Raw genomic sequence first — 22,143 nt, 5'->3', positions numbered from 1 at the left:
GACATCACTGCAGGGGCATCGAAAGGTTCAGGAACACGCCGCGCTGTTTTTCGCGCACGCCGTCGTAGGGGTGGCTGCCGAAGGTCAGGCCGTAGCGCAGCGTGAGCTTCTGGCCCAGGGCCCAGCGGTGCTCGTAGCGCACGTTCCACAGCGGGCCGCTGCCGAAGCCGGCCTGCTGGTAGCTGCCGCCGCCGAGCTCCAGCACCTGGAAGAACTGGCGGTCGTCGCTTTTCCAGGTGAGCCACTGGCCGCGCACCGACAGCTGCGCGCTGGCGTCGCGCGAGGGGCTGAAGTAGCGCACGTCCTGCAGGCGGCTGCGGCTGGCATCGACGCCCAGCCGCGTTTCGATCTGGAAGCGCGGCGTGCTGACCCAGCGCTCGCGCCAGCCGAAGTCGAGGCCGTCGCGCAGGTTGCCGTCGCTGAAGTCGAGCCGGCGCCATTGCAGGTCGAAGCGGCGCGACTCGTTGACGACGTAGGCCGCGCTGGCGCCGAACTCGCGCGCGCCGATGGCCTGCGCGCCGAAGGGCACGGCGCGCGCCTTCCAGGGCAGCTCCTTGCTGTCGCCGTCGTAGGTGGCCGACAGGCGCCAGGCGTCGCTGGCGCGGTAGTCGACGCGGCCGGCCACGCTGTTGCGGTAGCGGCCGCTGTTCGCATGTTGCAGCACGCCTTCGGCCAGCCAGCGGCCTTGTTGCCAGCTCGCACCGAGGCCGCCGCGCGCCCACTGGGCCGTGCCCTCGGAGGTGTAGCCGCGGCCCAGCGTCTGCGCATAGAACACGCGCCACGCATCGCCGATGAGGCCGGAGCTGAGCCGGCTGTCGACGCGCCATTCGCGGCTGGCCAGCGTGCCGCCGCCGCGCGAACCTTCGGCATCGATCTCGAGTTGCGGGCCGACCAGCGAGCGGCGCTTGCGCGCCATCTCGCGCACCTCGGCGGCGTCGGGCGCGTCGGCCTCGAGCGACTCGGCACGGATGCGGGCCGCGCGGAATTCGTCGGCGTCGAGCAGCGCCTCGACATGGCCGGTGCGCACGCTCAGGTCGTCGGGGTGGTCGGCGCTCAGCGCCTCGAAGCGCGCCACGGCCGCCTCGGGGTGCTCGCGCAGCCGCTCGGTGAGCGCGGCGCCGTAGGCGTAGCCCGCGTTGAGCGGGGCTTCCTGCGTGAGCGTGTTGAAGCGCGGCTGCGCGATCTTCGGGCGGTCGCCGTACAGCTGCAGCAATGCGCCCAGGCCGCTCACTTCGGAGAACTGGTCGTTGGGGCGGCCCGCTTCCGGCGCCAGCCGCATCAGCACGGGCGTGGCGCTTTCGATGCGCTGGAGCAGCGCCTCGGCCTCGTCGAAGCGGCCGGTGTCCAGGTAGGCGTAGACCAGGCCGAAGTGCAGGCTGTCGGGCATCGGCAGGTCGACGACCGCCTTCTCGAACAGCGGCACGGCATCGGCCGAGCGGCGCTCCTGCGCCAGCGCGCGGGCGGCGATGCCCAGCGCGTAGGGCGGCAACGCGGTGCCGTCGGCACGCAGGCTGTCGTACAGCGCGATGGTGTCGGCCGGACGGCCGCGCTCCAGCAGCGCCATCATGCGGTCGGACTGCAGCCGCATGCGCAGCGTGCGCCAGGTGTCGGCGTCTGGCGGGGCGGGCTGCGCGAGCGCGGCGTCGACGCGGGCCAGTGCGGCACTCTGGGCGGCCAGCACCTTGTCGAGGTCGGCGACGCGCGCCGCGCCCAGGCGCTGGTCGCGCGCCTTCACGGCCCAGCGCAGCTGCTGCGCCAGCGCCTGCTGTTCGAGCAGCGCGAGCGTCAGTGACGCGAGGCTGCCGGGCTGCTTGCGTTCGGCCGCCTGCGCGTCCTCGAATGCGGCCGTGGCGCCGCCGTACTCGGCCAGCAGGAAGTCGGCGTCGCGCTGCGCATCGCGGCGCGCGGGCTGCAGTGCGGTGATCTCGCCGTAGGCCGTGAGCGCCTGGAAGGGTTGGCCCTGCGCACGCGCCAGCGCGGCGCGCAAATCGAGCAGCGCGACGCGGTCGGTGACCTCGGTGGGCGCGGGCTGTGCGAGTGCGCGGTAGAGGGTTTGCGCGCCCGCCGTGTCGCCGCTGGCCAGCCGCCAGAAGGCTTCATGGATGCGCGGTTCACGGGCCGCCGGCTGGCGCGCGCGCCAAACCTTGACGGTGTCGCCTTGCAAGGCGATGTCGCCCGTGCGCCGCGCGGCGCCGGCCAGCGGGCCGAGCGCGTAGTCGCCCAGCTCGCTCGGCGGCACCTGGCGGCCCACGGCCACCGCGTCGGCGAACTGGCCCTCGGCCACCGCGATCGCGATGGCGTCGGACGCCACGCGGCGGCGCTGGTCGTCGGCCAGGGGCGCAGCCAGCCATTGGCGCAGCTGCTGCAGGGCTTGGGCCGGCGCGATACGACCGGCGCGGCGCGCGACGATGAGGGCGTCGTGCTGCGGGGCGTCATACGCCAGCGCGCTGCCCAGGGGGGCGGCCGGCGAGGGCGCGACAGTGGATTCCGCGTACGCGGTGCTGCTTCCGAAGACCAGCACGCACACGATCGGCGGCAAACCCCGCACGGCTCGTGCGAGATGGTGAGGCAATGCCTTGAAGGGCGCGACTTTGCGCCCGGCAACGACGGTGCCTCCATTTTTTTGTGGATGGATGGACACGCTACTCCCTTTTGCGTGAACTCTCCTGGGCCGTGACAAGCCGTGGCGGAAAGTTCGTGAAAAGGGACTCTAGGCCAATTTGTAAACAATAGGACCGAACATCGGGAAAGATGAGAACTAATCGTGAACAGATTCGCGATCAATTCATCCGATGTTGGCAAGTTGTATGCAAGTGTTGCCCCATGCGCCGCCTATGGCCCCGTCCTAAGATCGCGGCATGAACGCACTTCCGGTCTCTTCGCCCCGTTGGCCCCGTTTCTGGTCCCAGTTGACGACGCGCGACTTTGCCGCGCTCGACGCGGCGACCACGGTGGCGGTGCTGCCGCTGGGCGCGACCGAGCAGCACGGCCCGCACCTGCCACTGGGCGTGGACACCGTGCTGGCCGACGGCATCGTGGCCGCCGCGCTGCCGCTGCTGCCGCCGGAACTGCCAGCGCTGTTCCTGCCGACCCAGCAGATCGGCCTGAGCCCCGAGCACGCACGCTTTGCGGGCACGCTCACCTTCTCGGCCGAGACGCTGATCCGCATGTGGAACGAGATCGGCGCGGGCGTGGCGCGCGCCGGCGTGAAGAAGCTGGTGCTGTTCAACGCCCACGGCGGCCATGTGGGCGCGATGGACATCGTGGCGCGCGAACTGCGCGCCGCGCACGGCCTGATCGTCTACAGCGTGAGCTGGTTCAATCTGCCGCTGGGCGATGCGAACGCGCAGTTCAGCGCCCGCGAGCACCGCTTCGGCGTGCACGCGGGCGAGGTCGAGACCTCGATGATGCTGGCGCTGACGCCCGCGCTGGTGCGCATGGGCGAGGCGAAGGATTTCAGCTCCACCTCGGAGCAGCGCGCGGCCGACTGCGCGATCCTCGGCAACGGCAAGAGCGCCAAGCTCGGCTGGGCCATGGAGGACTACAACGCGCAGGGGGCGGCGGGCAATGCCGCAGCGGCCACGGCCGAGAAGGGGCAGGCGGTGATCGATGCGGCCGCGCAGCAGTTGGCCTTGCTGCTGGCCGAGGTGTCCCAGCTGCCGTTGAGCACGGCGAACACAGGGCCGCTGCCCTGAGACCGGATCAGGCGCTGCGCCCCAGCACCCCGGCGAACATGTCCGCGTCGACATTGCCGCCACTCAGCGCAACGCCCACCGTCTGCCCGCGCCAGCGTTCCTTCTGCTGAAGCGCGCCCGCCAAGGCGGCAGCGCCCGCACCTTCGGCTACGTTGTGCGTGTCGCTGAAAAGCACGCGCATGGCCTCCGCCACTTCATCGTCGGTCACGGTGATCACGTCGTCGGCCTCGCGCAGGATCACGTCCAGCGATTCGGGCACCGGCGTGCGGCAGGCCATGCCGTCCGCCAGCCGCGTGGTGGCGGGCGACTCGACCGCACGGCGCGCGCGGAAGGAATCGCGGTAGGCCGTGGCATGCGCCGACACCACGCCGATGAGCTTCGTCGACACGCCGCAGTGCGCGCGCGCCGCGGCCGCGCCGGCAAAACCGGAGCCCAGGCCGATGGGCACGAACAGCACGTCGGGTGGTGAGTCTTTCAGTGCGCTGAAGAACTCGACATACGCGGTCGACACGCCGCGCACCAGTTCGCGATGGAACGAGGGCACGCGGTGCAGCGCGTCGCGCTCGGCCAGCACCGCCGCGTGTTCGGCGGCCGCCTGGAAGTCGTCGCCATGCTCGACCAGCGTCACGCCGAGCGCGCGCATCGCCGCGTTCTTCTCGCGCGAGTTGCCGTGCGGCACCACGATGGTCGCGGCCAGCCCGTGGCGCTGCGAGGCGAAGCCGACCGACTGGCCGTGGTTGCCGCGCGTGGCGCTGATCACGTGGCGCACGGCGGGCTGCTCGCGCGCGAGGGTCTCGAAGTAGGTCAGGCCGCCGCGGATCTTGAAGGCGCCGACCGGCGTGTGGTTCTCGTGCTTGGCCCAGACCGTGGCGCCCAGGCGCTGCGACAGCTGCGGCCAGGTGTACTGGGGCGTGGGTGGCATGGCCGCACGCACGGTGCGCTGCGCGGCTTCGATCTCTTCGCGGGTGAATCGCATCGACGTCCTTCTTGTTGCTTACTTGCGTTCGCTGAGCGCCACGCGCACGGCCAGCGCGGCCAGCACGCTGCCCATGATGTAGCGCTGCGCGCGCAGCCAGCCCGCGCTTTGCGACAGCACGGCCGTGATGCTCGCGGCGCCGACGATCATCACGGTGTTGACCAGCGCGCTGCTCGCCATCTGCGCCATGCCCAACTGCAGGCTCTGCAGCAGCACGGAGCCGCGCTCGGGATGGATGAACTGCGGGAAGAACGACAGGTAGAACATCGCCACCTTCGGGTTCAGCAGGTTCGTGAGAAAGCCCATGCGGAACAGCTTGGCCGGCGGATCGGCCGGCAGCGCGCGGGCCTCGAAGGGCGCGTTGCCGCCGGGCTTGACTGCCTGCCACGCGAGCCACATCAGGTAGGCCGCGCCGGCGAAACGGATCGCGTCGAACGCGACCGGCACCGCCAGCAGCAACGCCGTGAGGCCCAGCGCCGCGGCGAACAGGTGCACGAGGAACGCCATCAGCACACCGCCCAGCGAGATGAGCCCCGCGCGGCGACCCTGGATCAGCGTGCGCGACACGCAATAGATCATGTTCGGCCCCGGCGTGAGCGCCAGCAGCAGCGAGGCGAGGGCGAACCAGGCGATTTCGGTCAGGGTGAGCATGGGGTCAGAGTCCTTGCGATTCGAGGGTGACGGGGCCGCGCGGCGTGTCGAGTACGGCGACGAGGTTGGGCGGGCCGGCATCGACCGGCAGTCCGCCCATGCCGATGGCCGTGAGCGCGGCCGACAGTGCCGGCGCGCGCGGATGCGCCACGCGCAGCGAACGCAGTGCCAGGCCCGAAGCGGGCATGGCGTCGGTGGGGTGCACCGCGCCCCACTGGATCAGCGTGGGCAGCGCGCCGTAGAACAGGCGCTGGCCGTCGTCGCGCACGGTGATCTGCCACTCGAGCCGGCCGGCCGGCGTGTCGCGCGAGGCTTCGAGCAGGTGGCCGCGGTCGATGTGCGCATGTTCCTCGCGTGCGAGCGCCTGCGTGGCGGCGTGCGCATCGGGCACGCGCGCCACGAAGTGGATGAGCCGCGGGCCGCGCTGTGCGAGCGCGGCCTGCAGCGCGGCGTCGTCGAGGTCGAACCAGCGGCGCGTCTTCGGCCGCGACGGCGCCTTGCCGGGTTCGATCGCGATGATCTCGGCATAGGCGCGCGGGAACGCGGCGCTCGCGATGTTCAGCAGCCGGTTGTGCGTGCCCATCAGCGGGTGCACGCCGCCCGGCGCGGGCGTGACGCCGAGCGTGGCCTCGCACCATGCCACGCCCTCGGCCAGCGAGGCGGCGGCGATCACCAGGTGGTCGATTTCGGCGGGGGCCATGGCGTGCCTTTGTTCAGAGGGTGACGTGGCCGTCGACGCAGGTCACGGCATCGCCGCCGACCCAGATCGTGCCGTCGCTGTCGCGCTCGATGTGCACGCGGCCCGCGCGGCCCAGGCACTGGCCTTGCGCGGCCAGGTAGCGCTCGGGCATGTGGCCGTCGGCGATCAGCCATTCGGCCAGGCTGGCGTTGAGGCTGCCGGTGACCGGGTCTTCCTGCACGCCGATGGGCTCGGCGAAGGCGCGCACCTCGAGGTCGATCTTGGCGCCGTCGTCGTTCGGCGTGGCGGGGCGGTTGCCGAAGGCGCGCGCCTCGCGGTTCGAACGGCCGATGAGCAGCGAGGTGTCGTGCGCCGAGGGCACGCCGGCCACGCCGGCCTTCACGCCCAGTTCCTTCAGCGCGCGGTGGTCGGGCTGCAGCGCCAGCACGGCGTCGGCGTCGTTCAGCAGCAGGCCGAACCACACCGGGCCGTTGTCGAGCACCTGCGCCGCGATGACTTGCTGCGCCTTCAGGCCCAGCGCGCCGGCCACCTTGGCCAGCAGCGCGGGGCTCGGGGCGCTGCGCTTGAGCGGCGGCGCGGCAAAGGCCAGGCGCTCGCCTTCGCGCCGCAGCGGCACGAGGCCGGCGCCGCACTGCTGCACCACGCGGCCCGCCACCTTGGGCTTGCCGCCGGCCTGCAGCCACGCATGGCAGCTGCCGATGGTCGGGTGGCCGGCAAAGGGCAGCTCGCCGCCGGGCGTGAAGATGCGCACGCGGTAGTCGGCGCCCGGGTCGGTCGGCGGCAGCAGGAAGGTGGTCTCCGACAGGTTGGTCCACTGCGCGAAGCGCTGCATGGCGGCGTCGTCCAGGTCCTGGCCGTCGATCACCACCGCGAGCGGGTTGCCGTAGTAGGCGGTGGCGGTGAAGACGTCGACTTGCTTGAAGGGGCGGGATTTCATCAGGGTCATTCGAGGGATAGATCGAGCACGCCACGCGTGCCCGGGCGGGAAAGCAGGTCGGCGTACCAACGCTCGACGTTGGGCCAGACGGGCCGGCGGTACTCGGCGCCGGGCAGGCCGAACCAGCGGTGCGCCTCGCAGCCGATCGGGATGTCGGCCATGGTGAAGCGCTCGCCGGCCATGTAGGGGCGCTGCGCGAGGTGGGCGTCGAGCATCGCGAACAGCGCCTCGCTCTCGCGCACCGACGCGGCGATCAGCGCGGGCTGGCGCTCCGAAGGCGGCGTGCGCACCCATTGCACGAAGGCGTCGCGGCTGGCGCGGTTGAGCGTGGTCTGCTGCCAGTCCATCCAGCGCTCGGCGTCGAAGCGCGCGGGCAGCTCGCTCGGGTAGAGCGTGCCGTGCGAGTAGCGGGCGCACAGGTAGCGCACGATGACGTTCGACTCCCACAGCGTGACGCGCTCGGCGCCTTCGCCGTCGTCGATGGTGGGCACCATGGCGTTCGGGTTGAGCGCGCGGTACTCGGGCGTCTGCACCACGCCGAATTTGCCGCCGGCCTCGGTGCGCTGGAAGTCGAGCCCAAGCTCCTGCGCGCACCACACGACCTTGCGCACGTTGATCGAACTGATGCGGCCCCAGATGTTGAGCATGGTGTTCAGTGTCCTTGTGCGCAGAGGGCGTCGGCCGTGGCCGGCTGCTGCGCCTGCAGGTACGGCTCGATGTTGCGCAGCGCGCGCGCCACGTAGTCGTCTTTCTCGCCGACCGGCGCGACGTAGTGCAGCGCGCTCTTCGCGGCCTCAAGCCCTTCGGTGCGCGCGATGAGCCACGCCGCGAGGTAGGGCGCCGAGAAGCAACCGCCCGCGGTCGCCACGTTGCCCTGCGCGAAGAAGGGCTGGTTGAGCACCTCGACGCCGGCTTCCTGCACCCAGGGCTTGGTCGTGAGGTCGGTGCAGGCCGGCACCGTGCCCAGCAGGCCGAGCTTGGCCAGCAGCAGCGTGCCCGAGCATTGCGCGCCGATGAGCTGGCGCGACGGGTCGAGCCCGCGCAGGACGCCCATCAGGCCCGCGTCGGCGGCGATCTCGCGCGTGCGGATGCCGCTGCCGACGATCACCGCACCCGCCTCGCAGGCCGCTTCGAGCGTCTCGGTGGCATGCACCGTGACGCCGTTCATCGAGGTCACGGTGGCGCTGGGCGAGGCCAGCGTCACGCGCCAGCCCGGCTTCTTCACGCGGTTGAGCACGCCGAGCGCGACCAGCGAGTCGAGCTCGTTGAAGCCGTCGAAGGTGAGGATGGCGATGTGCATCGTCGTCGGCCCCGTCAGGCGTGGGCGGGGGCCAGCAGCGCCAGTTCTTCGCGCAGCGTGACGGCGAGCGCGGCGATGGCGGTGTCGATCTCTTCGACGCTGGCGGTCACGAACGACAGGCGCAGCGTGCGCGGATCGCCTTCGCCGGCGTAGAACGGCGCGCCGGGCACGAAGGCCACGTTGCGCTCCACGGCCTTGGGCAGCAGGGTCACGGTGTCGATGCCCTCGGGCAGGCGCGCCCACAGGAACATGCCGCCCTTGGGGGCGTTGAACTTCACGTCGAGGCCGGCCATCTCGCGGTGCAGCGCGGCGATCATGGCGTCGCGCTGGCGCTTGTACAGCGCGCGGATGGTGGGCACGTGGCGGTCCAGGAAGCCGTCCTTCATCACGGCCGAGACCATGCGCTGCGTGAAGATCGGCGTGTGCAGGTCGACCGCCTGCTTGGCCTGCAGCAGCTTGGGGAAGATGGCCTTCGGCGCCACCAGGAAGCCCAGGCGCAGGCCCGGGGCCAGCACCTTGGAGAACGAGCCCAGGTAGATCACGCCCTCGGGGTTGCGCGCGGCCAGCGGCAGCGGCGGGGCTTCGTCGAACCAGAGCTCTCCGTAGGGGTTGTCCTCGACGATCGGCAGGTTCGCGGCGGCGGCTGCGGCCGAGACCGCGGCGCGGCGCGCCTCGGTCATGGTGCGGCCGGTGGGGTTCTGGAAGTTGGGCAGCAGGTAGACGAAGCGCGCGTCGGCCGCCTTGCTCACGAGGTCGTCGACGATCACGCCGTCGTCGTCGCTGGCCACGCCCACGGGGTGCGGCTCCATCGGGCCGAAGGCCTGCAGCGCGCCCAGGTAGGTGGGCGTTTCGACGAGCACCTTGCTGCCCGGATCGATCAGCACCTTGGCCACGAGGTCGAGGCCCTGCTGCGAGCCGGTGGTGATGAGCACCTGCGAGGCGTCGACGTCCCAGGGCAGCATGTCGGCCACGGCCTGGCGCAGCGGCGCATAGCCTTCGCTGGCGGCGTACTGCAGCGCGGCCTGGCCGTCGTTGTGCAGCACTTCGGCGCAGGCGTCGGCGAATTCCTGGATCGGGAAGGTCTTGGGCGAGGGCAGGCCGCCGGCCAGGCTGATGACGCCGGGACGCTCGGTGACCTTGAGGATTTCACGCAGCACCGAAGGATTCATCTTGGCGGCGCGGGCGGCGAGTTTCCAGTTCATGGGAGGCTTTCTTCTTTCTGGCGAATGAGAGGTGAGTCTGAGTGTGTCGTCAGGATGGCGGGATGTCGCCACGGTGCACGACATGGATTTTGTTGCCGTCCGGGTCGCGCAGGTAGGCGCCGTAATAGCCCTGCCCGTAGCGGGGGCGGGGTCCGGGCGCGCCTTCGTCGCGGCCACCGTGGCGCAGGGCCGCCTCGTGGGCGGCGTGAACGGCCTGCGGCGAGGGCGCGCAGAACGCGACCATGCTGCCGTTGCCGGCGCTGGCGGGTTCGCCGTCCAGCGGGATGTACACGTAAAAGCGCGGCAGCGTCTGGCCCGGCGCGATCCAGCAGGCGGCGTCGGGGCCGCCGTCGGGCGTCACGGGGCGGCGGATGAGGCCGAGCGGGGCCAGCACCGCGTCGTAGAAGGCGGCGGCGCGCGGCAGGTCGGTGCAGCCGACCGTGACATGGCTGAACAGCGTCATGGTCGTCAGCTCCTGGCTTGCGGCTCGGCGCCGCGTGGAACAGCGGCAGGCGCCGCCGGTTGCGACAGCCGCTTGCCCGCGACCACCGTGGCGACCACGGCGGCGGCGAAGCCCAGCGTCACCAGGTCGAGCGGCTCGCCCAGCAGCGGGATCGACGCGAGGATCGACAGGAAGGGCTGCAGCAGCTGCGTCTGGCTCACGCGCAGCGCGCCGCCCAGGGCCAGGCCGCGGTACCAGGCGAAGAAGCCGATCCACATCGAGAACATGCCCACGTAGGTGAAGCCGACCCAGGCCGAGGCGGCCACGGGCTGCTGCGGCCACAGGGCGATCGTGGCGGGCAGCGTCACGGGCAGCGCCATCACGCAGACCCAGCAGATCACGCGTTCGGCGCCCAGCGACGGCGTGACCTGCGCGCCGTAGATGTAGCCGACCGAGGCCGCGACGACCGCGCCGACCAGCAGCAGGTCGGCCCATTCGAAACCGAAGCCGTGCCCGCTCTGCTGCGCGCGCAGCACCGAGAACACCACCACCAGCAGGCTGCCCGCGATGGCGCAGAGCCAGAAGCCCAGCCGCGCGCGCTGGTGCAGCACCCAGGCCGCGACCGCGGCCGTGACCAGTGGCAGCAGCGCCGTCACCACCGCCGCATGGCTGGCCGTGACCACGCGCAGCGCAAAGGCCAGCAAGAGCGGAAAGCCGATGCAGTTGCCCAGCACCGCCATGCCCAGCGGCTTCCACTGGTGCGGCGCCGGGCGCGGCGAGCGCGTCACCAGCAGGAAGATGGCCGACAGCACGCCCGCCAGCGCCGCGCGCCCGAGCGTGACGAACCACGGCGACAGCTGCGGCGCGTCTTGCGTGCCCGTGGCCAGCCGCGTCATCGGCAGCGTGATGGCGAACAGCGCCACGCCGACCACCCCGAGCCACATGCCCAGCGTTTCGTCCTTGATGGCGAGCTTCATACGCCCACCATCCACCAGGCCGTCAAGACCAGGATCAGGCCCATCGCACGGTTGAACCACAGCAGGCGCCGGCCCTTGGCCAGCCACTCGCGCAGCAGGGCGCCGACCAGTGCATAGGCGAAGTTGCTGGTGAAGGCGTAGGTCAGCATCACGGGCGCGACGATGGCGAAGCGCGCGAGCGCGTCGGGCTGGCCGGCGATCCAGCCCGCCACCAGCGTGAGCGCCAGCAGCCAGGCCTTGATGTTCACGAACTGCAGCATCACGCCCTGCCCGAAGCCGACCGAGAGGCGGGCGCTGTCGGCCTTGCCGAGCTGGGCGCTGCCGCTGAGCTTGTAGGCCAGCCACAGCAGGTAGGCGATGCCCAGGCCCTTGATCGCCAAGCGCAGCGGTGGCATGGCCACCACCAGCGCGCCGAGGCCGGCCGCGCAGATGGCAAGCAGCAAGGTCCAGCCCACGGGCACCGCGACCACGAAACGCATCGCACGCGGCAGGCCGCCGTTGGCCGCCAGGGCGGTGGAGAGCGTGGTGTTGGGGCCGGGCGAGAAGCTCATCGCCGTGGCCAGCACCAGCAGCGCGGTGAATTCTTGCCAGTTCATGTCACAGACTCTAAACTTTGGACCATTACAGTTCCAGTACAGATGATCGAACAAATCTGAAATCTGTATTGGTCATTCCTTCGACACACGCCGCCCTTTTCTTGCTCTCTGTGCGATGCAGCCCGATCCGATGCTGACCCGAACCTCCACCCAGTCCCTGACCGGGCAGCTGGCTGACCGCCTCGCCGAGCGCATCCGCAACCGGCTGCTGGCGCCCGGCGCGCGCCTGCCCTCGGTGCGCGAGTGCGCGCGCCAGCAGGGCGTGAGCCCGTACACCGTGGTCGCCGCCTACGACCAGTTGCTCGCGCAGGGCCTCGTCGAGGCGCGCCGCCAGCGCGGCTTCTACGTGCGTGACGCGGCGCCGGCGCCCGAGGGGTCGCGCAACCCGGCGCATGCCGTGCCCGAGGTCTCGTCGATGATGGCCTCGCGCGTGCCGGCCGACGCCAGCTCGCTGATCCGCAGCATGTTCCACCGTCCGAGCGACAAGCCGCAGCCGGGCATGGGCGTGTTCCCGCCCGACTGGATGGCCTCGACCTTCCTGGCGACCGCGGTGCGCCGCGTGACGACCACGTCGGCGCTGCAGGAGCTGTCGCTTCAATATGGCGAGCCCTCGGGCGACCTCGCGCTGCGCCGCAGCCTGTCGCAGAAGCTGGTGCGCATCAACGTGCCGGCCGGGCCGGACCAGATCGTGACCACCATCGGCGCCACGCACGCGCTGGACATTGTGAGCCGCACGCTGCTGCGCGCGGGCGATCCGGTGATGGTCGAGGAACCCGGCTGGGCACTGGAGTTCGCGCGGCTCGAGGCGCTGGGCATGCGCATCCTGCCGGTGCCGCGCCGCGCCGACGGGCCTGATCTGGACGTGATGGCGCAGTACTGCAAGCTGCACGGCCCCAAGCTCTTCGTCAGCGTGAGCGTGCTGCACAACCCGACCGGCTACAGCCTCACGCCGGGCAGCGCGCACCGCGTGCTCAAGCTGGCCAACGAGCACGACTTCCACATCGTCGAGGACGACACCTACAGCCACCTCGCGCCCGAGCACGCCACGCGCCTGAGTGCGCTCGACGGGCTGCAGCGCACCATCTACGTCAGCGGCTTCGCGAAGATCCTGGCGCCCAACTGGCGCATCGGCTTCCTGGCCGCCTCGCCCGCGCTCAAAGAGCGGTTGCTCGAGACCAAGCTGCTGGCCACGCTGACCTCGCCCACGCTGTTCGAGCGGGCGCTGTCGTGGTGCATCGACCAGGGCCAGCTGCGCCGCCATTCGGAGCGCGTGCGCATCCGCCTGGACGGCGCGCGCGGCCGCGCGGTGAAGCTGGCCATGTCGCACGGCTGCACCTTCGCCTCGGAGCCTGCGGGGCTGTTCGGCTGGGTCGACACGGGCGTGGACACCGACGCGCTCACGCAACGCATGCTCGACCAGGGCTACCTGCTGGCGCCGGGTTCGCTGTTCCATGCGCGCCGCCCGCCGAGCACGATGATGCGGATCAACTTCGCGACCTCGCAGGACGCGAATTTCTGGAAGGTTTTCAGCCGGGTCAGGGACGAGCTCTGATTCGCTGGCAAGGGGCTTGGAGTAAGCTGGCAACACAAGAAAACCCAGCCAGGAGACCTCCCGCATGAGCAACGCCAGCAAACCCTTCGACTTCAGCCAGTTCGTCCCCGGATTCGACTTCCTGAAGAACCTCGCCGGCGGTGCCGCCGCGGGCTCCGGCTCGGTGCCCGGCATCCCCAGCCTCGCGAGTTGGGTCGCGCCCACCATGAGCGTCGAAGAGGTCGACAAGCGCATCCAGGAATTGAAGACGGTCCAGTACTGGCTCGAACAGAACGGCCACGCGCTCAAGGCGACCATCCAGGCGCTCGAGGTGCAGAAGATGACGCTGTCGACCCTGCGCGGCATGAACGTGCGGATGGAAGACATCGCCAGCGCGTTCACCAAGCAGGCCGCGGCGATGGCGCCGGCGCCTGCACCGGCTCCCGCACCGGCCCCCGCACCGCGGCCCGAACCGGAAGCTGTCGAGGAAGAGGAAGAAGAGTTCGACGAGGCCGAGGAAGAGGCGGAAGAAGAGGAAACCCCGGCGCCGAAGAAGACATCGCGCGCCAAGCCCGCAGCGTCCAACGGCGCTGCCGGCGTGGTCGACCCGATGCAATGGTGGGGCTCGCTCACCGAGCAGTTCCAGCAGATCGCGAGCACGGCGCTGCAGGATGCGGCGCAGCTCAAGGTGCCGGCCATGGCGCAGCCGCTGGCCGACGCCGTGGGGCAGGTCATCGGCAAGGCGACGGCGGCACGCAAGCCGGCCGCCAAGACCGCCGCGAAGAAAACTGCCGCCAAGAAAGCCGCGCCGGCACCCGCCGCGCGCAAGAAAACCACGTCCGCCGCCGCGCGCAAGCGAACCTCCGGCCGGCGCTGACGTCTTACAGACACCTTTCCAGACGACGACGCACGGGTCGGTACGCACCATGAAACTGTTTCCCACCGGCCATGCCACCCACCCGCAATGGCGCATGGCCGCCGGCCTTGTGCTGGCCCAGTTGCGCGCGCAGATGGCGCTGCCCGATTACGCGTCGAACCCGACGCTCGGGCTGCTCTACATCACCGACCACTACGCGGCCGAGGCGCAGGAGATCCTCGATCACCTGAGCGCCGAACTGCCCGAGGTCACCGACTGGTCGGGCACCGTCGGCATCGGCGTGTCGGCCAACAACGCCGAGTACTTCGACGAGCCCGGCCTGAGCCTGATGCTGTGCGCGCTGCCCAGCGACCAGTACCGCGTGTTCTCGGGCGTGGCGCCGCTGGGCAGCTCCGAAATGAGTGGCTTCGAGGCGCACACCGCGCTCGTGCACGCCGACCCGGCCACGCCCGACCTGGGCGAGCTCATCGGCGAGATGGCGGGCCGCACCGACACCGGCTACCTGTTCGGCGGGCTCTCGTCCGGCCGCGGCGGGGCGCTGCAGTTCGCGGTCGGCGGCAACGGCAACATCCGCGGCCACGGGGCGGCGGGTGGTGTGTTCTCGGGCGGCTTGTCGGGCGTGGTGTTCGGCGAGGGCGTGCGGCTGGTGTCGCGCGTCACGCAGGGCTGCCAGCCGCTGCGCACCGGCGGCGCGCGCGAGCGCGAGATCACCGAGGCCGACGGCAACCTGCTGCTGTCGCTCGACGGCGAGCCGGCGCTCGACGTGCTGCTGGCCGACCTGCAGGTGTCGCTCGACCGGCCGCAGGAAGCCATCGACGCCGTGCGCAACACGCTGGTCGGCCTGGCCGACGCGGGCAGCGACGGCATCCGCCGCACCGGCGACCTGGGCGCCGACGTGCTGGTGCGCCACATCATCGGCCTCGACCCGACGCGGCGCGGCATCGCCATTGCCGACAACGCCGAGGCCGGCATGCGGCTGAGTTTCTGCCGCCGCAACGCGCAGGCAGCACGCGCCGACCTGATGCGCATCTGCGCCGAAATCCGCGAAGAGCTCGAGCCCGAAGAACAGACACTGGCCACCGCGCGCGCCGTGGCGGCGGGCGAGGCCGAGGCTGCGCCGCATCCGGCGCGGCGCATCGCGGGCGCGGTGTACGTGAGCTGCTCGGGGCGCGGCGGCCCGCACTTCGGCGCTCCGGGCGCCGAGCTGCAGATCGTGCGGCATGCGCTGGGCGACGTGCCGCTGGTCGGCTTCTTCGCCGCCGGCGAGATCGCGCGCCATCACCTGTACGGCTACACGGGCGTGCTGACGGTGTTCACCGCGCCGGACTGACTGACTGACGGGAAAAAACGACGCGCGCGCCTGCGCGTTGTTTTCGCAAGCGCTTCGCGTCGCTAGAATCCGCCCGCTTTCTTGAATCTCTGCTGCTGCAAGAAAGAGTGATCCGCGCGCCCCGAGGCACGCGGTCGATCTCTTTCGCCCCGCCACGCGATGTGACGGGGCCCGGAAACCGACACGGTTTCCCCGAATGGAATTGCAGCCATGGGCAGCCCTACCAATAGTCATTTTTCGAGACTCCAGCGCGCCTTTTCGCGCGCGAGCATCGCCGTCGATTACCGCGACGGCATCTATCACCTGCGCAACGAAGCCGCGCAGGCGACCGTGCTTCTGCCGCAGAGCCTGCCGCTGGAAGAGAAGGCGGTGAGCCAGTTGCTGGCCTTTGCCAGCGTGCGCTCGCCCGACGGCGAGCACGGCGTGTGCAAGGCCTGCGCGACGCCGGACTTTCATCCGGGCTCGGTCGCGCCGGTGGGCAGCGTCGTCGCCACCGATGGCGACTTCGTGATTCCCGCCGCGGTCGGCACCGACATCAACTGCGGCATGCGCCTGCTGACCACCGGCCTCACGCTGGACCAGGTGGCGCCGCACAAGACGCAGCTGCTCGCGCGGCTCACGCGCAGCTTGCTCGACAACGGGCGCGACGTGCCGGTGCACACGGCGGCGTTTCGCGCGCTGTTCGACGAAGGGCCGGCCGCGTTCCTGGACGCCGTGCGCAACGAGGGGCTCTGGGCGGCCTGCGACCGCGACCGGCTGCAGGCCGAGATCGGCGCGTGCATCGGCCTGGCGAGCTTCGGCGGTCAGTCGCGGCACGCACCGCCGGCCTACACCGGCGCGCGCCACGAGGTGTTCCGCGACCCGTGCCTGGGCACGCCGGGCAGCGGCAACCACTTCGTCGAGTTGCAGGTGGTCGACCAGGTGATGGACCGGCACGCGGCCTACCGCGCGGGGCTCAAGGCGGGCGAGGTCGTGGTGATGATCCACAGCGGCTCGCGCGACATCGGGTTCCATGTCGGCGGCCGCTGGATGGACCGCGCGCGGGCCGAGTGGCCGCAGGGCCTGCGCCATCCGAAGAGCGGGCTGTACGGCCTGGCCGGGCCGCTGGCGCAGGACTACCTCGAAGCCATGGGCGTGGCCGCGCGTTATGCGTGGGCCAACCGCGTCGTGCTGGCCGAGCTGGTGCGCAAGGACTTCGCCGAGCTGCTGGGCGCCACGGCGTCGACGCTGGTGGTCGATGTGCCGCACAACGTCGTGCTGCGCGAGCACGGCATGAACATCCATCGCAAGGGCGCGACGCCGGCGCACGCGGGCGACCTGGCGCTGATTCCCGGGTCGATGGGCGATCACTCGTACCTCGCGACCGGGCTGGGGCATGAGGACTGGCTGTGGTCGTGCAGCCATGGCGCCGGTCGGCGCATGCGTCGGCAGGAGGTGCGCGCGATGCGGCCTGCGCCCGGCGACGCCGATGCCAGCTGGCAATGCGTGACGCTGCGCGAGGAGCGCCGCATCGAGGAGGCGCCGCAGGCCTACAAGCCGATCGGCGCGGTGATCGAGGCGCAGGAAAGCGCAGGGCTCATCCGCTGCGCCGTGCGGCTCAAGCCCTGGGTCACGTTCAAGGCGTGACCCAGGGCGCGTGGCGTGTCAGCCCAGTGCGGGCTGCACGGCGCGCGGCGCGGGCGCCGGCATGCCGGCGAACGCGAAATCGACCTCGGGCGCGAGCCCGCTCACGATGCGCGCGATCGACTTGCCCGAGCCGCAGGCGTGCGTCCAGCCGAGCGTGCCGTGGCCGGTGTTGAGGAACAGGTTCGGCAGCTTGGTCTTGCCGATCAGCGGCACGTTGCTCGGCGTGGCCGGGCGCAGGCCAGTCCAGAACTGCGCGCGCTCGGTGTCGCCGGCGCCAGGGAAGAGTTCTTCGACGCGCCGCACGATGGCTTCGCAGCGCACGCGGTTCAGGTCGCGGTCGTAGCCGTTGAGCTCGGCCGTGCCGGCGATGCGCAGGCGGTCGCCCGACTCGGAGGTGTAGCGCGAGAACACCAGCTTGTATTCGTCGTCCGTGAGCGAGACCTGGTGCGCCTTCGACGCGTCCTTCACGGGCAGCGTCACCGAGTAGCCCTTGGCCGGGTAGATCGGCAGGCGGATGCCCAGCGGCGCGGCGTACAGCGGGCTCAGCGAACCCATCGCGAGCACGAAGGCGTCGCCACGGATGCGCTGGAAGCGGCCTTCGTTGTCGGTCGCCTCGACGTGGTCGATGCTGCCGCCGGCTTCGCGCAGCGCGGTCACCGTGTGGCTCATGAGGAACTTCACGCCAGCCGCCTCGGCCAGCTTCACGAGTTCGCGCGCGAAACGGTTGGCGTCGCCCGATTCGTCTTCGGCGGTGTACGTGGCGCCGGCGAGTTGGGGGCGAATGTGGGCGAGGGCGGGTTCGATCCTGATGGCCTCGTCGGCCGAGATGACCAGCCGCTCGCAGCCCAGGGCACGCATCTGCTCGGCGGGCGCGAGGGCACCGTCGAATTCTTTTTGCGTCGTGTAGAAGTGCAGGATGCCTTGCGTGCGCTGGTCATAGTTCAGGCCGGTGTCTCGACGCAATTGCTGCAACATTTCCCGGCTGTATGTACCGAGACGAACGATCTGTTCGATGTTGTGGCGGGTGCGCGCGGGGGTGCATTCGCGCAGGAACTGCAGGCCCCAGAGCCACTGCCGCATGTCGGCGCGGATGCGAAACAGCAGCGGCGCATCTTCCTTGCCGAGCCATTGCAGCACCTTCAGCGGCGCGCTCGGATTGGCCCAGGGTTCGGCATGGCTGACCGAGATCTGGCCGCCATTGGCGAAGCTGGTTTCGGCGGCCGGGGTGGCCTGCCGGTCGATCACGGTCACCTCGTGGCCGAGTTGCTGGAGGTAGTAGGCCGAAGTCACGCCGAGCAGGCCGGCGCCAAGAACGATCACACGCATTGCAAGTACCTTTGAGTTTGCAGCGCTTGAACGGCGGGCGTGGAGTGCTATTGAATCAATAGCGAGCAACCGGACGACCGATGTCCAAGTTGCCGCTCCCCCTGTCCTCGGTACCTGAGAGATTCACCCTGCTGCACCCGCAGCGGGTTTGCTCCTTCGGTGCGCCACATGGCGTGGCGGCTCTCCAGACGGCTGTATCGATGAGTGCAGTACTGACCCCTTGCCGATGTTCCTTGTTTGCACGTGGAACTTCGTCGGGCCGACCTGAGCGTTTATGGGAGTTTGCGCCTTCGGTAGGGCCTCCGTGGAGGCCCGCTCTCCTGCAATTGTTGGCGATTGTAGGCGGGCCCCGCAAGCCGGCCAAGCCCTGTACATCGGCACTTCACACCGATGGGATAATTGAATGTTGATTTTCGGTAAAGCAAACTTTTTTCTACAGGTGGGGACTCCATGATCCTGGTTACCGGCGGCGCAGGCTTCATTGGCGCCAATTTCGTACTCGACTGGATCGCGCAGGGCGACGAGCCCGTCGTGAACCTCGACAAGCTGACCTACGCGGGCAACCTCGAGACCCTGGCGTCGCTCAAGGGCAACGCGAACCATGTCTTCGTGCAAGGCGACATCGGCGACAGCGCGCTGCTCGATCGCCTGCTGGCCGAGCACAAACCCCGTGCCGTCGTGAACTTTGCCGCGGAATCGCACGTGGATCGTTCGATCCACGGCCCCGAAGACTTCGTGCAGACCAACGTGCTCGGCACCTTCCGCCTGCTCGAATCGGTGCGCGGCTACTGGAACGCCCTGCCGGCCGACCAGAAGGCGGCCTTCCGCTTCCTGCACGTGTCGACCGACGAGGTCTACGGCTCGCTCTCCAAGACCGACCCGGCCTTCACCGAAGAGAACAAGTACGAGCCCAACAGCCCGTACTCGGCCAGCAAGGCCGCCAGCGACCACCTCGTGCGCGCCTGGCACCACACCTACGGCCTGCCGGTGGTCACCACCAACTGCTCGAACAACTACGGCCCGTTCCACTTCCCCGAGAAGCTGATCCCGCTGATGATCGTCAACGCACTGGCCGGCAAGAACCTGCCCGTGTACGGCGACGGCATGCAGGTGCGCGACTGGCTCTACGTGAAGGACCACTGCAGCGCCATCCGCCGCGTGCTCGAGGCCGGCAAGCTCGGCGAGACCTACAACGTCGGCGGCTGGAACGAGAAACCCAACATCGAGATCGTCAACACCGTGTGTGCGCTGCTCGACGAACTGAGCCCCCGCGCCGACGGCAAGCCGTACAAGGAACAGATCACCTACGTCACGGACCGCCCGGGCCACGACCGCCGCTACGCCATCGATGCACGCAAGCTCGAGGCCGAACTCGGCTGGAAGCCCGCCGAGACCTTCGACACCGGCATCCGCAAGACCGTCCAGTGGTACCTCGCCAACGGCGAGTGGGTGCGCAACGTGCAAAGCGGCGCGTACCGCGAGTGGGTCGAGAAGCAGTACGACGCCGCACCCGCAAAGGCTTCCGCATGAAGTTGCTGCTGCTCGGCAAGGGTGGACAGGTCGGCTGGGAGCTGCAGCGCAGCCTCGCGCCGCTCGGCGAAGTGGTCGCGCTGGACTTCGACAGCACCGACTTTCACGCCGACTTCAGCCGCCCCGAGCAGCTGGCCGCCACGGTGCTGGCGGTGCGCCCTGACGTCATCGTCAACGCCGCCGCGCACACCGCCGTCGACAAGGCTGAGAGCGAGCCCGACTTCGCGCGCAAGCTCAACGCCACCTCGCCCGGCGTGGTGGCCGAGGCCGCGCAGCAGATCGGCGCGCTGATGATGCATTACTCCACCGACTACGTCTTCGACGGCAGCGGCACCCAGCCCTGGAAGGAAGACGACGCGACCGGCCCGCTCAGCGTGTACGGCCAGACCAAGCTAGAAGGCGAGCAGTTGGTGGCGAAGCATTGCGCGAAGCACCTGATCTTTCGTACCAGCTGGGTGTACGCCGCACGCGGCGGCAATTTCGCCAAGACCATGCTGCGCCTGGCCAAGGAGCGCGACAAGCTCACGGTCATCGACGACCAGTTCGGCGCCCCCACCGGTGCCGAGTTGCTGGCCGACATCACCGCGCACGCGATTCGCGCCACCTTGCAAGACCCGGCCAAGGCCGGGCTGTACCACGCCATCGCCGGCGGCGAGACCACGTGGCACGGCTACGCGCGCTTCGTGCTCGAGATGGCGCAGCAGGCCGGCGTCGAACTCAAGGCCGGCCCGCAGGCCGTGGAGGCCGTGCCCACCAGCGCCTTTCCGACGCCCGCGAAGCGCCCGCACAACTCGCGGCTCGACACCACCAAGCTGCAGACCACCTTCGGCCTGCGCCTGCCGCCCTGGCAGGAGGGCGTGGCACGCATGTTGCGCGAGACGCTCTGACCGACTGATTTTTCCTGCCCCTCACAGAAGAAGACTCCCATGACGCAACGCAAAGGCATCATCCTCGCCGGTGGCTCCGGCACCCGCCTGCACCCGGCCACGCTCGCCATGAGCAAGCAGCTCCTGCCGGTGTACGACAAGCCGATGATCTATTACCCGCTGAGTACCCTGATGCTCGGCGGCATGCGCGACATCCTGATCATCAGCACGCCGCAGGACACGCCGCGCTTCCAGCAACTGCTGGGTGACGGCCGCCAGTGGGGCCTCAACCTGCAGTACGCGGTGCAGCCGAGTCCCGATGGTCTGGCGCAGGCTTTCATCATCGGCGACAAGTTCGTGGGCAACTCGCCGAGCGCGCTGGTGTTGGGGGACAACATCTTCTATGGGCATGACTTTGCCCATCTGCTGTCGGACGCTGATGCGAAGCAAAGCGGTGCGACCGTGTTCGCGTACCACGTGCACGACCCGGAGCGTTATGGTGTGGTGGCCTTCGATGCCAACGGCAAGGCCAGCAGCATCGAAGAAAAGCCTGTCAAGCCCAAGAGCAGCTACGCCGTGACTGGCCTGTATTTCTACGACAACCAGGTCGTCGACATCGCCAAGGCCGTGAAGCCGAGCGCGCGCGGCGAACTGGAGATCACGGCGGTCAACCAGGCGTACCTGGACCTGGACCAGCTCAACGTGCAGATCATGCAGCGCGGCTATGCGTGGCTCGATACGGGCACGCACGAGAGCCTGCTCGAAGCCGGCCAGTTCATCGCGACGCTGGAGCATCGGCAGGGGCTGAAGATCGCCTGCCCTGAAGAAATTGCGTGGCGCAATGGCTTCATCGACAGCGCCCAACTCGAAAAGCTGGCCGCACCGCTGCAGAAGAACGGGTACGGAAAGTACCTGAAGCACCTGCTGACCGAAGAGGTGCGTTCGTGAATGTCATCCAAACCGAGATCCCCGACGTTTTGATCATCGAGCCGAAGGTCTTCGGCGATGCCAGAGGGTTTTTCTACGAGAGCTTCAATCAGCGCGCGTTCGAAGATGCCGTCGGGTCGAAGGTCGACTTCGTGCAAGACAACCATTCAAGGTCGTCCAAGGGCGTCCTTCGGGGGTTGCACTATCAGGTCCAGCAAGCGCAAGGAAAGCTGGTGCGTGCGGTGCGCGGGGCGGTCTTTGATGTGGCTGTCGATATCCGGCGCTCTTCGCCCACGTTCGGGCGTTGGGTGGGCACGGAGTTGAGCGAAGGCAATCACCGACAGTTGTGGGTTCCGGCGGGCTTCGCGCACGGATTCTTCGTTCTCACCGACTCTGCGGATTTTCTGTACAAGACGACGAACTACTACGCGCCGGAGCACGAGCGATGCATTGCCTGGAACGACTCGAGCCTGCAGATCGCGTGGCCGGACATCGGCATGGCGCCGCAGTTGTCCAAGAAGGACGCCGAAGGCAAATCGCTTCAAGCGGCGGACGTCTTCGAGTAATCAGATTTTTTGGACGAGGCACCTGAGTGCCTGCCGAATTCGAGGCGCCGTTTTTTGATCGCACGTCAATGAACGAATGCCGAGAGTG

General features: G+C 69.5%; 21 protein-coding genes and 2 riboswitches. Of the genes, 9 read left to right on the top strand and 12 right to left on the bottom strand.

The genetic code is table 11. The features are described from left to right. Window positions 1-4 precede the first annotated feature (4 nt). A complete protein-coding gene (gene pgaA, locus ACAM52_RS24965; protein WP_369644843.1) occupies window positions 5-2,521 on the bottom strand; it encodes a poly-beta-1,6 N-acetyl-D-glucosamine export porin PgaA in 2,517 nt (838 codons plus the stop codon). A 337-nt stretch (window positions 2,522-2,858) separates the two neighbouring features. Here pgaA and ACAM52_RS24960 point away from each other — a divergent pair, with 337 nt between their 5' ends. Further along, window positions 2,859-3,695 (top strand): creatininase family protein, encoded by an 837-nt coding sequence (locus ACAM52_RS24960; RefSeq protein ID WP_369644842.1) that lies wholly within the window; start codon window positions 2,859-2,861, stop codon window positions 3,693-3,695. 7 nt (window positions 3,696-3,702) lie between these two features. On the opposite strand, the gene ACAM52_RS24955 is transcribed toward ACAM52_RS24960, so the two are convergent. Genes ACAM52_RS24955 through ACAM52_RS24910 form a run of 10 tightly spaced genes read right to left on the bottom strand, consistent with a single transcriptional unit; the run spans window position 3,703 to window position 11,476 of the window. After that, window positions 3,703-4,671 carry a threonine dehydratase gene (locus ACAM52_RS24955; protein WP_369644841.1) on the bottom strand — a complete coding sequence of 323 codons (969 nt, stop codon included), beginning with the start codon at window positions 4,669-4,671 and terminating at the stop codon, window positions 3,703-3,705. Between the two features lie 18 nt (window positions 4,672-4,689). Continuing rightward, window positions 4,690-5,322 (bottom strand): LysE family translocator, encoded by a 633-nt coding sequence (locus ACAM52_RS24950; RefSeq protein ID WP_369644840.1) that lies wholly within the window; start codon window positions 5,320-5,322, stop codon window positions 4,690-4,692. 4 nt (window positions 5,323-5,326) lie between these two features. After that, on the bottom strand, window positions 5,327-6,022 hold the full coding sequence (locus tag ACAM52_RS24945) for a VOC family protein (protein WP_369644839.1): 696 nt from the start codon (window positions 6,020-6,022) through the stop codon (window positions 5,327-5,329). Between the two features lie 13 nt (window positions 6,023-6,035). Next, window positions 6,036-6,959, bottom strand: a complete 924-nt coding sequence (locus tag ACAM52_RS24940) for a PhzF family phenazine biosynthesis protein (RefSeq protein ID WP_369644838.1) — start codon at window positions 6,957-6,959, stop codon at window positions 6,036-6,038. A 5-nt stretch (window positions 6,960-6,964) separates the two neighbouring features. Beyond that, window positions 6,965-7,606, bottom strand: coding sequence for a glutathione S-transferase family protein (locus ACAM52_RS24935; RefSeq protein WP_307582797.1), 642 nt, complete (start codon window positions 7,604-7,606; stop codon window positions 6,965-6,967). 5 nt (window positions 7,607-7,611) lie between these two features. Then, on the bottom strand, window positions 7,612-8,259 hold the full coding sequence (locus tag ACAM52_RS24930) for a DJ-1/PfpI family protein (protein ID WP_369644837.1): 648 nt from the start codon (window positions 8,257-8,259) through the stop codon (window positions 7,612-7,614). A gap of 14 nt (window positions 8,260-8,273) precedes the next feature. Next, window positions 8,274-9,461, bottom strand: coding sequence for a PLP-dependent aminotransferase family protein (locus tag ACAM52_RS24925; protein ID WP_369644836.1), 1,188 nt, complete (start codon window positions 9,459-9,461; stop codon window positions 8,274-8,276). Window positions 9,462-9,510: 49 nt separating this feature from the next. Next, on the bottom strand, window positions 9,511-9,918 hold the full coding sequence (locus ACAM52_RS24920; protein WP_062471216.1) for a VOC family protein: 408 nt from the start codon (window positions 9,916-9,918) through the stop codon (window positions 9,511-9,513). Between the two features lie 11 nt (window positions 9,919-9,929). Next, window positions 9,930-10,880 (bottom strand): DMT family transporter, encoded by a 951-nt coding sequence (locus tag ACAM52_RS24915; protein ID WP_369644835.1) that lies wholly within the window; start codon window positions 10,878-10,880, stop codon window positions 9,930-9,932. Continuing rightward, on the bottom strand, window positions 10,877-11,476 hold the full coding sequence (locus tag ACAM52_RS24910) for a LysE family translocator (RefSeq protein ID WP_070060269.1): 600 nt from the start codon (window positions 11,474-11,476) through the stop codon (window positions 10,877-10,879). The genes ACAM52_RS24915 and ACAM52_RS24910 overlap by 4 nt, the downstream gene beginning before the upstream one ends. 130 nt (window positions 11,477-11,606) lie before the next feature. On the opposite strand from ACAM52_RS24910, the gene ACAM52_RS24905 reads away from it, so the two are divergent. From ACAM52_RS24905 to ACAM52_RS24890, 4 genes are all read left to right on the top strand, one after another. After that, window positions 11,607-13,028: a PLP-dependent aminotransferase family protein gene (locus ACAM52_RS24905; RefSeq protein WP_369644834.1), complete on the top strand. Its 1,422-nt coding sequence runs from the start codon at window positions 11,607-11,609 to the stop codon at window positions 13,026-13,028. A 64-nt stretch (window positions 13,029-13,092) separates the two neighbouring features. Continuing rightward, window positions 13,093-13,884, top strand: coding sequence for a PhaM family polyhydroxyalkanoate granule multifunctional regulatory protein (locus ACAM52_RS24900; protein WP_369644833.1), 792 nt, complete (start codon window positions 13,093-13,095; stop codon window positions 13,882-13,884). Between the two features lie 49 nt (window positions 13,885-13,933). Beyond that, complete coding sequence (locus tag ACAM52_RS24895; protein ID WP_070060267.1) at window positions 13,934-15,214, top strand: FIST C-terminal domain-containing protein; 1,281 nt, start codon at window positions 13,934-13,936, stop codon at window positions 15,212-15,214. A gap of 210 nt (window positions 15,215-15,424) precedes the next feature. Further along, on the top strand, window positions 15,425-16,840 hold the full coding sequence (locus ACAM52_RS24890) for an RtcB family protein (protein WP_369644832.1): 1,416 nt from the start codon (window positions 15,425-15,427) through the stop codon (window positions 16,838-16,840). Between the two features lie 18 nt (window positions 16,841-16,858). Here ACAM52_RS24890 and ACAM52_RS24885 read toward each other — a convergent pair whose 3' ends face one another. Next, window positions 16,859-18,166 (bottom strand): D-amino acid dehydrogenase, encoded by a 1,308-nt coding sequence (locus ACAM52_RS24885; RefSeq protein ID WP_369644831.1) that lies wholly within the window; start codon window positions 18,164-18,166, stop codon window positions 16,859-16,861. A gap of 91 nt (window positions 18,167-18,257) precedes the next feature. Further along, a riboswitch (glycine riboswitch) is annotated at window positions 18,258-18,364 on the bottom strand. Window positions 18,365-18,408: 44 nt separating this feature from the next. Further along, window positions 18,409-18,499, bottom strand: a riboswitch (glycine riboswitch). 117 nt (window positions 18,500-18,616) lie between these two features. Here ACAM52_RS24885 and rfbB point away from each other — a divergent pair. Genes rfbB through rfbC form a run of 4 tightly spaced genes read left to right on the top strand, consistent with a single transcriptional unit; the run spans window position 18,617 to window position 22,055 of the window. After that, entirely contained in the window at window positions 18,617-19,696 is a 1,080-nt protein-coding gene (rfbB, locus tag ACAM52_RS24880) for a dTDP-glucose 4,6-dehydratase (RefSeq protein ID WP_369644830.1), read from the top strand. After that, entirely contained in the window at window positions 19,693-20,583 is an 891-nt protein-coding gene (rfbD, locus tag ACAM52_RS24875) for a dTDP-4-dehydrorhamnose reductase (protein ID WP_369644829.1), read from the top strand. Before rfbB ends, rfbD begins: the two co-directional genes overlap by 4 nt. 39 nt (window positions 20,584-20,622) lie before the next feature. Further along, window positions 20,623-21,510: a glucose-1-phosphate thymidylyltransferase RfbA gene (gene rfbA / locus ACAM52_RS24870; RefSeq protein WP_369644828.1), complete on the top strand. Its 888-nt coding sequence runs from the start codon at window positions 20,623-20,625 to the stop codon at window positions 21,508-21,510. Beyond that, entirely contained in the window at window positions 21,507-22,055 is a 549-nt protein-coding gene (gene rfbC, locus ACAM52_RS24865; protein ID WP_159273755.1) for a dTDP-4-dehydrorhamnose 3,5-epimerase, read from the top strand. The genes rfbA and rfbC overlap by 4 nt, the downstream gene beginning before the upstream one ends. Window positions 22,056-22,143 lie beyond the last annotated feature (88 nt).

Source organism: Variovorax sp. V118 (assembly GCF_041154445.1).
GTDB lineage: Bacteria > Pseudomonadota > Gammaproteobacteria > Burkholderiales > Burkholderiaceae_C > Variovorax > Variovorax boronicumulans.
Note: the sequence above shows the minus strand (reverse complement) of the source record. Positions and strands in the feature narration are given on the sequence as shown.

Bases quoted from the DNA above. Each gene is read 5' to 3' on its own strand.
- rfbA (WP_369644828.1), top strand. From the start codon at position 20,623: ATGACGCAACGCAAAGGCATCATCCTCGCCGGTGGCTCCGGCACCCGC.
- ACAM52_RS24915 (WP_369644835.1), bottom strand. From the start codon at position 10,880: ATGAAGCTCGCCATCAAGGACGAAACGCTGGGCATGTGGCTCGGGGTG.
- rfbD (WP_369644829.1), top strand. From the start codon at position 19,693: ATGAAGTTGCTGCTGCTCGGCAAGGGTGGACAGGTCGGCTGGGAGCTG.
- ACAM52_RS24950 (WP_369644840.1), bottom strand. From the start codon at position 5,322: ATGCTCACCCTGACCGAAATCGCCTGGTTCGCCCTCGCCTCGCTGCTG.
- ACAM52_RS24925 (WP_369644836.1), bottom strand. From the start codon at position 9,461: ATGAACTGGAAACTCGCCGCCCGCGCCGCCAAGATGAATCCTTCGGTG.
- ACAM52_RS24900 (WP_369644833.1), top strand. From the start codon at position 13,093: ATGAGCAACGCCAGCAAACCCTTCGACTTCAGCCAGTTCGTCCCCGGA.
- ACAM52_RS24940 (WP_369644838.1), bottom strand. From the start codon at position 6,959: ATGAAATCCCGCCCCTTCAAGCAAGTCGACGTCTTCACCGCCACCGCC.
- rfbB (WP_369644830.1), top strand. From the start codon at position 18,617: ATGATCCTGGTTACCGGCGGCGCAGGCTTCATTGGCGCCAATTTCGTA.
- ACAM52_RS24945 (WP_369644839.1), bottom strand. From the start codon at position 6,022: ATGGCCCCCGCCGAAATCGACCACCTGGTGATCGCCGCCGCCTCGCTG.
- ACAM52_RS24895 (WP_070060267.1), top strand. From the start codon at position 13,934: ATGAAACTGTTTCCCACCGGCCATGCCACCCACCCGCAATGGCGCATG.
- ACAM52_RS24910 (WP_070060269.1), bottom strand. From the start codon at position 11,476: ATGAACTGGCAAGAATTCACCGCGCTGCTGGTGCTGGCCACGGCGATG.
- ACAM52_RS24905 (WP_369644834.1), top strand. From the start codon at position 11,607: ATGCTGACCCGAACCTCCACCCAGTCCCTGACCGGGCAGCTGGCTGAC.
- ACAM52_RS24960 (WP_369644842.1), top strand. From the start codon at position 2,859: ATGAACGCACTTCCGGTCTCTTCGCCCCGTTGGCCCCGTTTCTGGTCC.
- ACAM52_RS24930 (WP_369644837.1), bottom strand. From the start codon at position 8,259: ATGCACATCGCCATCCTCACCTTCGACGGCTTCAACGAGCTCGACTCG.
- ACAM52_RS24885 (WP_369644831.1), bottom strand. From the start codon at position 18,166: ATGCGTGTGATCGTTCTTGGCGCCGGCCTGCTCGGCGTGACTTCGGCC.
- ACAM52_RS24890 (WP_369644832.1), top strand. From the start codon at position 15,425: ATGGGCAGCCCTACCAATAGTCATTTTTCGAGACTCCAGCGCGCCTTT.
- ACAM52_RS24935 (WP_307582797.1), bottom strand. From the start codon at position 7,606: ATGCTCAACATCTGGGGCCGCATCAGTTCGATCAACGTGCGCAAGGTC.
- ACAM52_RS24955 (WP_369644841.1), bottom strand. From the start codon at position 4,671: ATGCGATTCACCCGCGAAGAGATCGAAGCCGCGCAGCGCACCGTGCGT.